Consider the following 12663-nt stretch of genomic DNA (forward strand, 5'->3'; position numbering starts at 1 on the left):
CTTTTGTGGGAGCTGGCTTGCCTGCGATAGCGTCACCTCGGTTATATAGATACACCGAGGTGCCTGCATCGCAGGCAAGCCAGCTCCCACATTTGATTCTGTGCTGATCCAGAGAGGTAGGTGTTCGATGACCAAGCCAATGTCGATGACTGTCCAAGCAGGTCTTGCCGCCGAGCAAGACCTCCTGGCGGCCGTTTGCGCGGGTGAGCAGGAATTCGGCCTATTGTTCTGGCAACCCAGCGACCAAGCCCTGGTAATGCCCCGCCGCTTGAGTCGGCTGCCGGCGTTCGATACCGCCAGCCAGGTCTCGGCGGACGCCGGTTGGCCGGTATTGCTGCGCGAAACCGGCGGCGAGCCGGTGCCGCAGTCGAGTGCCACGGTGAATATTGCCCTGGTCTACGCACCCCCACGCAGCGAAGGCGACCAAGGCCGCATCGAAACCGGTTACCAGCGTTTATGCCAGCCGATCTGCGATCTGTTGATCGAGTTGGGCGGTGACGCCTCGGTCGGTGAAATCGACGGGGCGTTCTGTGACGGTCGCTATAACGTCAACCTCAACGGTCGCAAGATGGTCGGCACTGCGCAGCGCTGGCGACAAGTCGGCGGTCGTCCGGTGGGGTTGGTGCACGGTGCGCTGTTGCTGGAAAACGATCGCGATGAGTTGATCGCGGCGGTCAATCGCTTCAACCAGGCGTGTGGCCTTGAGCAGCGGGTACGTGCCGACAGCCATATCGCCCTGCACGAAGCCTTCGCCGCGCCGGACGCCATCAGCCGGCTCGACACGTTGTACCGTCAGATGTTGGCCAGCTTCCTGCCGGCTTAACGGGTACCGAACACCACCATCGTCTTGCCTTTGACGTGCACCAGGTTGCGCTCTTCGAGGTCCTTGAGCACCCGTCCGACCATCTCCCGTGAACAGCCGACAATGCGCCCGATTTCCTGGCGCGTGACTTTGATCTGCATGCCGTCGGGATGGGTCATGGCGTCGGGCTGCTTGCACAACTCCAACAGGCAGCGCGCCACGCGGCCGGTGACATCAAAGAACGCCAGGTCGCCGACCTTGCGCGTGGTGTCGCGCAGACGCTGGGCGATTTGCCCGCTGAGGGCGTAGAGAATGTCGGGATCGTGCTGGGCCAGTTCGCGAAATTTGGCGTAACTGATCTCGGCCACTTCGCATTCGACCTTGGCGCGCACCCAGGCACTGCGCTCCTGCTCCTTGCCGGCCTGTTCAAACAGCCCCAGCTCCCCAAAGAAATCCCCGGTGTTCAGGTAGGCGATGATCATTTCACGGCCGTCTTCATCCTCGATCAGGATGGTGACCGAGCCTTTGATAATGAAGAACAGCGTTTCGGAACGCTCGCCGGCGCAGATGATGTTGTGCTTGGCCGGATAGCGCCGGCGCTGGCAGTGCATCAGCAGCTTGTCGAGATTCTTGATCTTGGGTATGGGAGTAAGAGCAACCATGGTTGTATCCCGAAAAGACTGCACGGTGTAGATGGATTTGTTTTTATACCAGCGGTATCGGCATTGATACATGCTGTACAAAGGATGGCAATGCGCCATTGAGTTGGCGCCAGCTTACCAGACACATTCTGTCTCTATTAGCCAAATTAGCCGGGAAATCCTGCTATTGATCGCTTTCATGGGAAACACTGCCGTGATCAGCCCCTGTGCTAAGCTGGCGACCCTTTTTTAGCAGTGGAGTCTGGGCGATGAAGGCACGCATCCAATGGGCGGGCGAAGCCATGTTCCTCGGTGAGTCGGGCAGTGGCCATGTGGTGGTCATGGATGGCCCGCCGGAAGCCGGTGGCCGTAACCTGGGCGTACGCCCGATGGAAATGCTCCTGCTGGGTGTAGGCGGTTGCAGCAATTTCGACGTGGTCAGTATCCTGAAGAAGTCCCGCCAGGCCGTGGAAAGCTGCGAAGCGTTCCTGGAAGCCGAGCGCGCCACTGAAGATCCCAAGGTGTTCACCAAGATCCACATGCACTTTGTGGTCAAGGGGCGGGCGCTGAAGGAAGCCCAGGTCAAGCGGGCCATCGAGCTGTCGGCAGAGAAGTACTGCTCGGCGTCGATCATGCTGGGCGCGGCCGGTGTGGCCATCACCCATGATTACGAAATCATCGAGCTGGGTTGATCGCACAATCTGCTGGCAAAAATAAAGGGCGCTTTGAAAGCGCCCTTTTTTTGCGACTCAGGCTTGATGCAGTCAGATCCGATACGTGCTTTTGGTCATGACCTTGGCCAGCACGCTCATGCCAAACCGCACCGGAGCCGGGAAACGAAAGCCGCCGGCATCCAGCGCGCTTTCGGCGTGGTGCTCTTCGTCGATGCGCATTTGTTCGAGAATCGCCCGCGACTTTTCGTCTTCGGCCGGCAGTTGCTCAAGGTGTTCATCCAGGTGCTTGCACACCTGATGTTCGGTTGCTGCGACAAAACCCAGGCTGACCTTGTCGCTGATCAGCCCTGCGGCGGCGCCGATGCCAAACGACAAGCCATAAAACAGCGGGTTCAGCACGCTGGGGTGGCTCCCCAACTGGCGGATGCGTTGCTCGCACCAGGCCAGGTGGTCGATTTCTTCCTCGGCGGCATGCTCCATGGCTGCACGCACCTGCGGCAGCTTGGCGGTCAAGGCCTGGCCTTGATACAGCGCCTGGGCACAGACTTCACCGGTATGGTTGATACGCATCAGGCCAGCGACATGGCGGGTATCGGTCTCGCTCATCTGTGCATCGGGCTGCACGATGGCGGGCGACGGGCGATACGGTTGGCCGCTGAAAGGCAGCAGCGTGCGCATGGCCATGTCGGCTTGCAGTAACAGGCGATCAATCGGCGAGTAGTGACGTTGGGTAGTCATGCTGACCTCCGGGAAGAATCTCGGCGGCCAGTTTACCGCAAGAGAGGGGGGAGCGTTTGCGCTGAGTCAATTTGCCCTTGTGGCGAGGGAGCTTGCTGCCGTTCGACTACGAAGCAGTCGCAAGCTCCACCGGGGAATCAGCCCGGCGGCCAGTTCATCTGGCGCTGACCCAGCACATGCATATGGATGTGATAAACGGTCTGTCCGCCTTTCGGGTTGCAGTTCATCACCACCCGGAAGCCTTCTTCGCAGCCTTGCTCCACCGCCAGGCGCTGGGCAGTGAACAGAATATGGCCAGCCAGGGCTTTGTCTTCCTCAGTCAGGTCGTTGAGGGTGGGAATGTGTTTCTTCGGGATCACCAGGAAATGCACGGGGGCTGCCGGGTGGATGTCCTTGAAGGCAAGGACTTGATCATCTTCGTAGATGATATCCGCGGGTATTTCTCTGTTGATGATCTTGGTGAACAGAGTATCCACAGCTGTTTCTCCATTATGAAAGTGCAGGGTGAGTGTACTCAGGCAATCAGCGCGGGCAATAGGCCTTGTTGATGGCCCCGGCAATCTTGCGGGTGAGCCAGCGCGGGCTGAAACGCGGGCTGAAGGCGATCCAGCGGTTGCGTCGGCCGGGAATGATGATGGCTTTGTTCTTTTCCAGCGCACGCACGGTGTAAAGCGCAACTTCTTCCGGGCTCATCAGCTTGTCGCTGCCCTCGAGCTTGGCCGTGTCCATTTGCGCGGTGCCGTAGAACGCGGTACGCGTCGGGCCCGGGCAGAGTACCGAAACCTTGATGCCGCAGGTCTTGAGTTCTTCACGCAGTCCTTCGGAGAAGTGCAGTACATAGGCCTTGCTGGCGTAATAGCTGCTCATCCACGGGCCGGGTTGGAACGCTGCAACCGAGGCAACGTTGAGGATCTGCCCGCCGCCATGCAGCGCCATGGCATTGCCAAGGGCGTGACACATGCGGGTCAGGGCCAGGATGTTGACTTCGATCAGATCCTGCTCGGTCATCCAGTCCTGGGCCAGGAATGGGCCGCTGGTGCCGATGCCGGCGCAGTTCACCAGCAAATCTATCTGCCGCTCGCCTTCTTCCAGCTCCAGCAGGAACCCGGACAAGCGCAGTGGCTCGCCCAGGTCGCAGGCGCGAAACAGCACTTCGACGCCAAAGCGTTGAGTCAATTCGATTGCAATGCTTTCCAACTGATCACGCTGGCGGGCCACCAGAATCAAGCTGCGGCCGCGACGGGCAAGGGCTTCGGCCAAGGCCAGGCCGATGCCGCTGGAGGCACCGGTGATCAGAGCGTAACGGGTCATGCCTTTCTCCATCGCAACGCCCCCGGCCTGTGACGGAGGCATCACAGGCGGCGGGCGTTTCTTTACTGTTCTGGAGAGTCTACAGGTTCGGCCGCTTCGTCAGCACTTTGCGCGTCGTCTTCCTCGACAGTGGCGGCTTGATCGGCGTCGTCATCGGAGGTGATGGAGCTGCTTTCGTAGCTGCTGTCCATGTTGGCTTCGAGCTGGTCCAGGTAACCGTTCATGCCCAGCGTGACGACGATGGCCAGCACCACCGGGATAAACGCCAGCCACAACGTGGCGAGGACTTTTACCGCCGTGGAGTTGCGCGGAGGCGGCGCGCCGTATTGGTTGGCGCCCGCATTACCTGGCAGTACCAGCAGCAGGATCGGGAAGACGCTGTTCACCAGAGGTACGAGGTTGAGAAAGTACAGCCAGCCGGACCATCCCAGGTCGTGCAGGCGCTGCACACCGATTTGCACGCTGACCCACACCAGCGCAACGAACAATGCCAGGCCGAGCACCACGCCAATGAGGGTGCCCAATACTGGCGAGGCCGTGGCTACCGCGAAACTGACGGTGCTGATAATGCCGCCAGCCACCAGCAGCGCGAGAGTCAGTACCAGCGTCCAGGCCAGATACCGCAGACGGCCAATGCGCCCGTGGATGGTAAAGACCTTGAGGGTGGCGTATTCCGGCAGGTCATCGCCCACGGTGGCGCGTGGCGGGGCGTAAGGTGAGGCCGCCGGGCGCGAGTAATCGGTGTTGGAGGACTCCGTCTCGTGGGTTTCGGCGAGGCTGAAGGCCACTGGTTGTTCGGGTTCGATGCGCGCATCCACCCCGGCGTTTTTCAGCGCAGTGAGGTAGGTTTCGGCATCCGGACGGGATAGATCGCGTTTGAGTGCAACCGGGCGGCCAGTGAAGAGTTTCTCGATGGCTTCGACTTCACTCTTGAACAGCTCGGCCAGGTTCAGTTTGGCCGTGGTGCTTTCGACACCCGGGAGCAAGGCTCCATCAAACACAATCTTGAAACGGTTGTCGCTCATGCGGGCTTCCTTGTCACTTGTTCAGGGAGGTGGTGCAGGCTTGCCGGATGGGCAGGCCTTGCGATGGGTTCAGCGTGGCCAGCGCAATTGTGCCGCCTGCTCGCGCGCCTTGCGGTATTCGGCATCCAGGCGGGCAACGAGTTCATCGACGCTGGGCAAATCGTCAATCTCGCCGACACCCTGGCCGGCAGACCATACCGTCTTCCAGGCTTTCGCTTCGTCGCTCAACGGCTTGAGCTTGGAGCCGAAGTTGACTTCGCCCTTGCCTTGCAGCGCAGCCAGGTCGAAACCGGCGTTTTCCAGGCTCTGGCGCATGAAGCTGGCAGGCACGCCGGAGACAGCGGGAGTGTGCACGATGTCGGCGGCGCGCGATGTGAGCAGCATCTCTTTATAGGCATCCGGGGCGTGGCTTTCGGTGGTGCCGATAAAGCGCGTGCCGAAATACGCCAGGTCTGCGCCCAGCAACTGGGCCGCGAGGATTTCATGTCCATGGTTGAGGCAGCCGGCCAGCAGCAGGGTCTTGTCGAAGAACTGGCGAATCTCGGCGATCAGCGCGAATGGGCTCCAGGTGCCAGCATGACCACCGGCTCCGGCGGCTACGGCAATCAAGCCATCCACGCCGGCTTCAGCGGCCTTTTCGGCATGGCGCCGGGTCGTGACATCGTGGAACACCAAGCCGCCGTAGCTGTGGACGGCATCCACCAGCTCCTTCACTGCACCGAGGCTGGTGATGACGATGGGCACCTTGTGCTCGACGCAGATCGCCAGGTCAGCCTCAAGCCGTGGGTTGCTGTTATGCACGATCAGGTTGACGGCATACGGCGCGGGATTGTCCAACTGCGCCAGGCCCGCTTCGATTTCCTCCAGCCAAGCCTTGAACCCGCTGCTCTCGCGCTGATTGAGCGCCGGAAAGCTGCCGACCACCCCGTTGCGACAGCACGCCAGGACCAGCTGGGGGTTGGAAATCAGAAACATCGGCGCAGCGACGACCGGCAGGCGCAGACGTTGTTCAAGCAAAGCGGGCAGCGACATTGGAGGTACCCCGAGTAATTGAAATTAGAACGGTTTGACCACGACCAAAATTACGATAGCCAGCAATATCAGAACGGGCACTTCATTGAACCAGCGATAAAAGACATGGCTGCGGGTGTTTTCGCCACGGGCGAAGCGTTTTACCTGCGCGCCGCACATGTGGTGGTAGCCGATCAGCAACACCACCAGGGTGAGCTTGGCGTGGATCCAGGCGCCGGATTTAAAGATCGCAGGGTTGAGCGCAATCAGCCAGATGCCGAATACCAGGCTGGCGACCATCGCCGGGCCCATGATGCCGCGGTAGAGCTTGCGCTCCATGATGCTGAAGCGTTCCTTGCTGACGGTGTCTTCGCTTTGGGCGTGGTAGACAAACAGGCGTGGCAGGTAGAACAACCCGGCAAACCAGCAGACGATGCTGACGATGTGGAAGGCTTTGATCCATAGATAGAGCATTTCTAGTTATTCCCAGGTTCACGGTAACTGAAGATAGTAGTGGCTCATGCGCCCGTACGTCACGTTGACGGTTGTCGCAGGACGATACGGCCCCTATTATCGACGGCTTTCCAGTGGGTTCGTTGAGGGCAGGTTTATGGTCAAGGTCGGTATCGTCGGCGGCACGGGTTACACCGGTGTCGAATTGCTGCGTCTGTTGGCTCAGCATCCGCAAGCTGAGGTGGTGGTCATCACTTCCCGATCCGAGGCCGGACTGGCCGTGGCCGATATGTACCCGAACCTGCGCGGCCACTATGACGGCCTGGCGTTCAGCGTTCCGGACATCAAGACACTGGGCGCCTGCGATGTGGTGTTCTTCGCCACTCCTCACGGCGTTGCTCACGCGTTGGCTGGCGAATTGCTGGCTGCGGGCACCAAGGTGATCGACTTGTCGGCGGACTTTCGCCTGCAGGACGCCGATGAGTGGGCCAAGTGGTACGGCCAGCCCCACGGTGCGCCGCAATTGCTGGAGGAAGCGGTCTACGGCCTGCCGGAAGTCAATCGTGAGCAGATCAAGCAAGCGCGCCTGATCGCGGTACCGGGGTGCTATCCGACCGCCACGCAGTTGGGTTTCCTGCCATTGCTGGAAGCGGGCCTGGCGGATGCTTCGCGCCTGATCGCGGACTGCAAGTCGGGTGTGAGTGGCGCCGGTCGTGGTGCGGCTGTGGGTTCGCTGTACTCCGAGACGTCGGAAAGCATGAAGGCATACGCGGTAAAAGGGCATCGCCATCTGCCGGAAATCCGCCAAGGGCTGCGCCGTGCCGCAGGTAAGGAGGTGGGCCTGACTTTCGTGCCGCATCTGACGCCGATGATCCGTGGCATTCACTCCACACTGTACGCAACCGTGGTCGATCGGTCGGTGGATCTGCAGGCATTGTTTGAAAAGCGCTACGCCAATGAACCGTTCGTCGACGTAATGCCAGCCGGCAGCCACCCGGAAACCCGCAGCGTGCGCGGCGCCAACGTGTGCCGGATTGCCGTGCACCGTCCTCAGGATGGCGATCTGGTCGTGGTGCTGTCGGTGATCGACAACCTGGTCAAGGGCGCGTCGGGCCAGGCGGTGCAGAACATGAACATCCTGTTTGGCCTGGATGAGAAGCTGGGCTTGTCCCACGCGGGCATGCTGCCTTAAAAACAGCTTCAAGGTGTAGGTGGCAAGCTTGAAGCTCATGGCTTGAAGCTTGCCACTGCTCCCATAATAGTTGACCGCTTTTCTAGGAGAAGCGGATAATGCCGGCCATTACGCATATGGCGGCGCTACGCCGGGAGATTATCAGCATGAGCGTTGAATCCTTCACCCCCACGGCTTTGCAATTCACCCACGGTGCTGCGCACAAGGTGAAGAGCCTGGTCGATGAAGAGGGTAATGATCGCTTGAAGCTGCGCGTATTCGTTACGGGCGGCGGTTGTTCAGGGTTTCAGTACGGTTTTACCTTCGATGAAGATGTGGCCGATGACGACACCATCGTCGAGCGCGAGGGTGTGAGCCTGGTCGTGGATCCGATGAGCTTCCAATACCTGGCAGGTGCCGAGGTGGATTACCAGGAAGGTCTGGAGGGGTCGCGTTTCGTGATCAAGAACCCTAACGCTACCACTACCTGTGGTTGCGGGTCTTCGTTCTCGATCTGATCGACGTCCTCGTCTGCAACGGATACAAAAACGCCGCTTGGCTTTGATCGGCCAAGCGGCGTTTTGCTGTCTGGGGATTGTTACGCGGGGTAGATGGCACCCAGTACCCGCAGTCCGCGTGCACCGGTGACGCTCGGGCGGTTGGCGGCAATGCCTGCCAGGCAGCAATGGGCCAGCCAGGCGAAGGCCATCGCTTCGACCCAGTCGGGGTCTACACCGTAAGTGGCAGTACTGCTGACCTGGGTCGCAGGGAGCAGGGCGGCCAGCCGCTTCATCAGTGTGCCATTGTGGGCGCCGCCGCCACAGACCAGCAGCGTCTCTGTCTGGGCCTGTGCAGCCTGCAAGGACTCGACGATGGTCTGGGCCGTCAGTTCCAGCAGGGTAGCCTGGACATTTTGGGGCTCGAACACGGGCAAGCGTGCGAGGTGTTGTTGCAGCCACTCGAGGTTGAACACTTCGCGCCCGGTGCTTTTCGGGCCTTGGGTCTGGAAGAAGGGATCGGCCAGCAGCGCGTTGAGCAACTGGGGTTCTACCTTGCCGCTGGCAGACCACTGGCCGTCGCGATCAAAGTGTTCGCCGCGCTGCAGGTGAATCCAGGCGTCCAACAAGACGTTACCCGGGCCGCAGTCGAAACCGGCGACAGGCTTGCCGGTCTCGATCAGGCTGAGATTGCTGAAGCCTCCCACATTCAATACGGCACGGTTGCCGGTGCGTTCACCAAACAATGCCTCATGAAACGCGGGCACCAATGGCGCGCCCTGGCCGCCGGCAGCCACATCGCGGCTGCGAAAGTCACTGACAACCGTAATGCCTGTCAGCTCTGTGAGTAGAGCAGGGTTGCCAATCTGCACCGTAAAACCCCGAGCGGGTTCGTGGCGGATGGTCTGGCCATGGCTGCCAATCGCGCGGATGTCCTGGGGCTTGAGGTTTTGCTGCTCGAGCAAGGCGTGAATGCCTTGCGCGGCGAGTTCTACCCAGTGCTGCTGGGCGATTGCCGAGCGCGCTATCTCATCCGGGCCGCTGGCGCAAAGACCCAGCAGCTCGGTGCGCAGGGCGCTGGGCATGGGGATGTAGTGCGTGGCGATCAGTTTGATCGCCGGGTCTTGTTCGATCAGGGCTATGTCCAGGCCATCAAGGCTGGTCCCGGACATCACACCTATATAGCGTGGCATGGCTTAGCGCTTCGCCGAGGCGAGCAGGGTGGAGCGCTCCTGGTCCATGCGCGCCATCAGCGGCTGGCTTTGTTGCAGGAAGCGTGCGCGCTCGGCCTTGGCGATCGGGTCGGCCATTGGCAGTTTCTGGCCCAGTGGATCGACGTGCACGCCATTCACCTGGAACTCGTAGTGCAAGTGCGGGCCGGTCGACAGGCCGGTGGTGCCGATGTAGCCGATCACCTGGCCTTGCTTGACATTACTGCCGGTCGACACGCCCTTGGCGAAGCCCTGCATGTGGCCATACAGCGTGCGGTAGGTATTGCCGTGCTGGATGATCACGGTATTGCCGTAACCGCCGCGACGTCCGGCCAGCAGCACCTTGCCGTCACCGGCTGCCTTGATGGGCGTGCCGCGCGGGGCTGCATAGTCCACGCCCTTGTGAGCGCGAATTTTGTTCAGAATTGGATGCTTGCGACCCATGGAGAAACGCGAGCTAATACGAGCGAAGTCTACCGGGGTGCGGATGAAGGCCTTGCGCATGCTATTGCCATCGGCGGTGTAGTAGCTGCTGTTGCCTTGCTTGTTGGTGTAGCGCACGGCGGTGTAGGTCTTGCCGCGGTTGGTGAAGCGCGCGGAGAGAATATTGCCGGTACCGACCACTTTGCCGTTGGCGACTTTCTGCTCGTAGATCACGTCGAATTCGTCGCCCTGGCGGATGTCCTGGGCGAAGTCGATGTCGTAGCCAAACACGCTGGCCATGTCCATGGTCATGCTATGGGACAAGCCGGCGCGCGCGGCGGATTGTGACAGCGAACTGTTGATCACGCCGTGGACGTAGGCGGAGCGCATCACCGGCTTGGTGGTAATGCGATTGAAGGCGAAGCCTTTGGCGCCCTTGGTCAGGGTAATGCTTTCAAGGTCGCTGACATTGCTGTGGAGGTTGTTCAGTTGGCCATCGGGAGTGAATTCAAATTCAAGCTTTTGGCCATGTTTGAGCTGGGTGAATTGCTTGGCTTGTTTGTCGCTGGCCAGTACCTCGTTAACGGTAGTGGCAGGGAGGCCGACTTTCCCGAACAGGGTCGACAGGGTGTCGCCCTTGGCCACGATCACTTCGCGGTGCAGAGGGTTCTTGGCCGCGTCAGCAGCAGGTACAGGCTGGTCCTGGGTTGCCTGCTGGGTATCTTCGGGGCTGCTTTCTATCTGTGCGAACGGCGATTCGGTTGGCGCATTTGTGGCTTGTTGTGCGTCGGTAGCGTCTTGATCTTGTGTGAGTTGTTCAACCGGGCTTTCCAGGTCAAGGCTCAGGGATGTTCGTTTGGCTTCTACGTCACTGGAAGGGAATACCAAGAGTGCCAGGCTGAGAAGGGCGGCGATACCACTTGCTGCGAGCAGGTGGGTCTTCGGGTAAAGCGGCGGCGCTTTAGACGGTTCTGTGGTCATAAGTAATTTTGACTTTGAAGATGAAATGGAAAAGATGAATGACATGATGAAGATGAAATAACTGTATAAAATATAACCAAATCATCTGTGGCGCAAGCTCGCGAACGCTGGGCTTGCTGAACGGTGTCCGTGCGCAGGGCAAAACTTGTAATTAGTCCCTGATCTTGTATGGTTGGTTCCCTTTTGAATCTGAGCCTTGCGGGTCTGTTATGAAGTCGGTTGAAGAGCAGCTAGCGCTGATAAAACGTGGTGCGGAAGAACTGTTGGTCGAGGCCGAGCTGATCGAAAAGCTCAAGCGTGGCCAGCCCCTGCGTATCAAGGCTGGCTTTGATCCGACGGCGCCGGATCTGCACCTGGGTCATACCGTGCTTATTAATAAGCTGCGCCAGTTCCAGGAGCTGGGGCACCAGGTCATCTTCCTTATAGGTGACTTCACCGGGATGATCGGTGATCCGAGCGGCAAGAGTGCAACGCGTCCGCCGCTGACGCGCGAGCAGGTTCTCGACAATGCTGAGACCTACAAGACTCAGGTGTTCAAGATTCTCGATCCGGCGAAAACCGAGGTGGCGTTCAACTCCACCTGGATGGATCAGATGGGCCCGGCGGATTTCATTCGCCTGACCTCCCAGTACACCGTGGCGCGCATGCTTGAGCGCGATGACTTCGACAAGCGTTACTCGACAAATCAGCCGATCGCCATTCATGAGTTCCTTTATCCGCTGGTTCAGGGCTATGACTCGGTAGCGTTGCGTGCCGACGTTGAGTTGGGCGGCACTGACCAGAAGTTCAACCTGTTGATGGGGCGTGAACTGCAGCGTGCTTATGGGCAGGAGGCTCAGTGCATTCTGACCATGCCGTTGCTGGAAGGGCTGGATGGCGTCAAGAAGATGTCCAAGTCCCTGGGCAACTATGTCGGCATCCAGGAGGCGCCGGGAGTGATGTACGGCAAGCTGGTTTCCATTCCCGACGCGCTGATGTGGCGCTACTTCGAGCTGTTGAGCTTCCGCTCCATGGATGAGATCAATGCCCTGCGCGCCGATGTCGAGGCGGGCGCAAATCCGCGTGACGTCAAGATCAAGCTGGCTGAAGAGATCGTTGCGCGCTTCCATGGTGAAGAGGCAGCGGCCAGTGCGCATCGCGCGGCGGGCAATCGCATGAAGGATGGCGAGCTGCCGGATGATCTGCCGGAGATTGAGCTGTCTGCCGCTGAGGCGATGCCGATTGCTGCTGTGCTTAATAAGGCAGGTCTGGTCAAGAACTCGGCGGTTGCGCGTGACCTCCTGGGTTCCGGTGGTGTGCGTATAGATGGTGAGGTTGTCGATCGCACCTTTATATACGCGCTGGGCGCTACCCACGTCTGCCAGGCCGGGAAGAAGGCATTTGCGCGTATTACGCTCAAATCCGAATAAAGCTGAAATTAAGTGTTGACGGCGAATTATATCTGTCTATAATTCGCCCCACTTCCGGCGCAGTCGAAACGGAAAACTCCTTGGTAAACAAAGAGTTACGCGAGATTCGACAGCGACTTGCTTCAGTTAATCGAAGCCCAGAAGGAGTTGGTAGAGCAGTGGTGTTCGGCTCTATTAACGTTTCGATCCTCTCGGTCGAAAGCGGAGAAAAAGAGGTGTTGACAGCAGCGTGTAACGCTGTAGAATTCGCCTCCCGCTAACGAGAGATCGGAAGCGCAAGTGGTTGAAGTTGTTGAAGAAATCTTCGAAAACTTCT

14 protein-coding genes are annotated in these 12663 nt (G+C 59.5%); 5 read left to right on the top strand and 9 right to left on the bottom strand.

What is annotated here, in order from left to right; all coding sequences use genetic code 11:
• The first annotated feature begins 127 nt into the window (after positions 1-127).
• Positions 128-823, top strand: coding sequence for a lipoate--protein ligase family protein (locus QMX97_RS29105; RefSeq protein ID WP_282398049.1), 696 nt, complete (start codon positions 128-130; stop codon positions 821-823).
• Here QMX97_RS29105 and crp read toward each other — a convergent pair.
• A complete protein-coding gene (crp, locus tag QMX97_RS29110; RefSeq protein WP_065904593.1) occupies positions 820-1464 on the bottom strand; it encodes a cAMP-activated global transcriptional regulator CRP in 645 nt (214 codons plus the stop codon). The two genes, QMX97_RS29105 and crp, sit on opposite strands and share 4 nt — an antisense overlap.
• A gap of 248 nt (positions 1465-1712) precedes the next feature.
• Between crp and QMX97_RS29115 the strand changes: the two genes are divergently transcribed.
• The gene (locus tag QMX97_RS29115; protein WP_005792019.1) at positions 1713-2135 is read left to right on the top strand and encodes an OsmC family protein; all 423 of its coding nucleotides are present in this window, start codon (positions 1713-1715) and stop codon (positions 2133-2135) included.
• 72 nt (positions 2136-2207) lie between these two features.
• Here QMX97_RS29115 and coq7 read toward each other — a convergent pair whose 3' ends face one another.
• From coq7 to hemJ, 6 genes are all read right to left on the bottom strand, one after another.
• Positions 2208-2855 (bottom strand): 2-polyprenyl-3-methyl-6-methoxy-1,4-benzoquinone monooxygenase, encoded by a 648-nt coding sequence (gene coq7 / locus QMX97_RS29120; protein ID WP_017138087.1) that lies wholly within the window; start codon positions 2853-2855, stop codon positions 2208-2210.
• A gap of 137 nt (positions 2856-2992) precedes the next feature.
• Positions 2993-3331: a histidine triad nucleotide-binding protein gene (locus QMX97_RS29125; protein WP_010206940.1), complete on the bottom strand. Its 339-nt coding sequence runs from the start codon at positions 3329-3331 to the stop codon at positions 2993-2995.
• 46 nt (positions 3332-3377) lie between these two features.
• Complete coding sequence (locus QMX97_RS29130; protein ID WP_065904592.1) at positions 3378-4166, bottom strand: SDR family oxidoreductase; 789 nt, start codon at positions 4164-4166, stop codon at positions 3378-3380.
• 62 nt (positions 4167-4228) lie between these two features.
• On the bottom strand, positions 4229-5191 hold the full coding sequence (locus QMX97_RS29135) for a DUF805 domain-containing protein (protein ID WP_106802485.1): 963 nt from the start codon (positions 5189-5191) through the stop codon (positions 4229-4231).
• A gap of 69 nt (positions 5192-5260) precedes the next feature.
• Positions 5261-6223: a nitronate monooxygenase family protein gene (locus QMX97_RS29140; RefSeq protein WP_065904588.1), complete on the bottom strand. Its 963-nt coding sequence runs from the start codon at positions 6221-6223 to the stop codon at positions 5261-5263.
• Positions 6224-6247: 24 nt separating this feature from the next.
• Positions 6248-6676 (bottom strand): protoporphyrinogen oxidase HemJ, encoded by a 429-nt coding sequence (gene hemJ, locus QMX97_RS29145; protein WP_106802486.1) that lies wholly within the window; start codon positions 6674-6676, stop codon positions 6248-6250.
• Between the two features lie 136 nt (positions 6677-6812).
• Between hemJ and argC the strand changes: the two genes are divergently transcribed.
• Together argC and erpA are read left to right on the top strand one after the other, a co-directional pair.
• Positions 6813-7847 carry an N-acetyl-gamma-glutamyl-phosphate reductase gene (argC, locus tag QMX97_RS29150; RefSeq protein WP_106802487.1) on the top strand — a complete coding sequence of 345 codons (1035 nt, stop codon included), beginning with the start codon at positions 6813-6815 and terminating at the stop codon, positions 7845-7847.
• A 146-nt stretch (positions 7848-7993) separates the two neighbouring features.
• Positions 7994-8344: an iron-sulfur cluster insertion protein ErpA gene (erpA, locus tag QMX97_RS29155; protein ID WP_003176443.1), complete on the top strand. Its 351-nt coding sequence runs from the start codon at positions 7994-7996 to the stop codon at positions 8342-8344.
• Positions 8345-8424: 80 nt separating this feature from the next.
• On the opposite strand, the gene QMX97_RS29160 is transcribed toward erpA, so the two are convergent.
• Both QMX97_RS29160 and QMX97_RS29165 read right to left on the bottom strand, forming a co-directional pair.
• Positions 8425-9516, bottom strand: a complete 1092-nt coding sequence (locus tag QMX97_RS29160; protein ID WP_282398050.1) for an anhydro-N-acetylmuramic acid kinase — start codon at positions 9514-9516, stop codon at positions 8425-8427.
• 3 nt (positions 9517-9519) lie between these two features.
• The gene (locus QMX97_RS29165; RefSeq protein WP_282398051.1) at positions 9520-10938 is read right to left on the bottom strand and encodes a peptidoglycan DD-metalloendopeptidase family protein; all 1419 of its coding nucleotides are present in this window, start codon (positions 10936-10938) and stop codon (positions 9520-9522) included.
• 209 nt (positions 10939-11147) lie between these two features.
• Between QMX97_RS29165 and tyrS the strand changes: the two genes are divergently transcribed.
• On the top strand, positions 11148-12347 hold the full coding sequence (gene tyrS / locus QMX97_RS29170) for a tyrosine--tRNA ligase (protein WP_065904579.1): 1200 nt from the start codon (positions 11148-11150) through the stop codon (positions 12345-12347).
• Positions 12348-12663 lie beyond the last annotated feature (316 nt).

It is taken from the genome of Pseudomonas sp. PS01298, from assembly GCF_029959745.1.
GTDB lineage: Bacteria > Pseudomonadota > Gammaproteobacteria > Pseudomonadales > Pseudomonadaceae > Aquipseudomonas > Aquipseudomonas aylmerensis.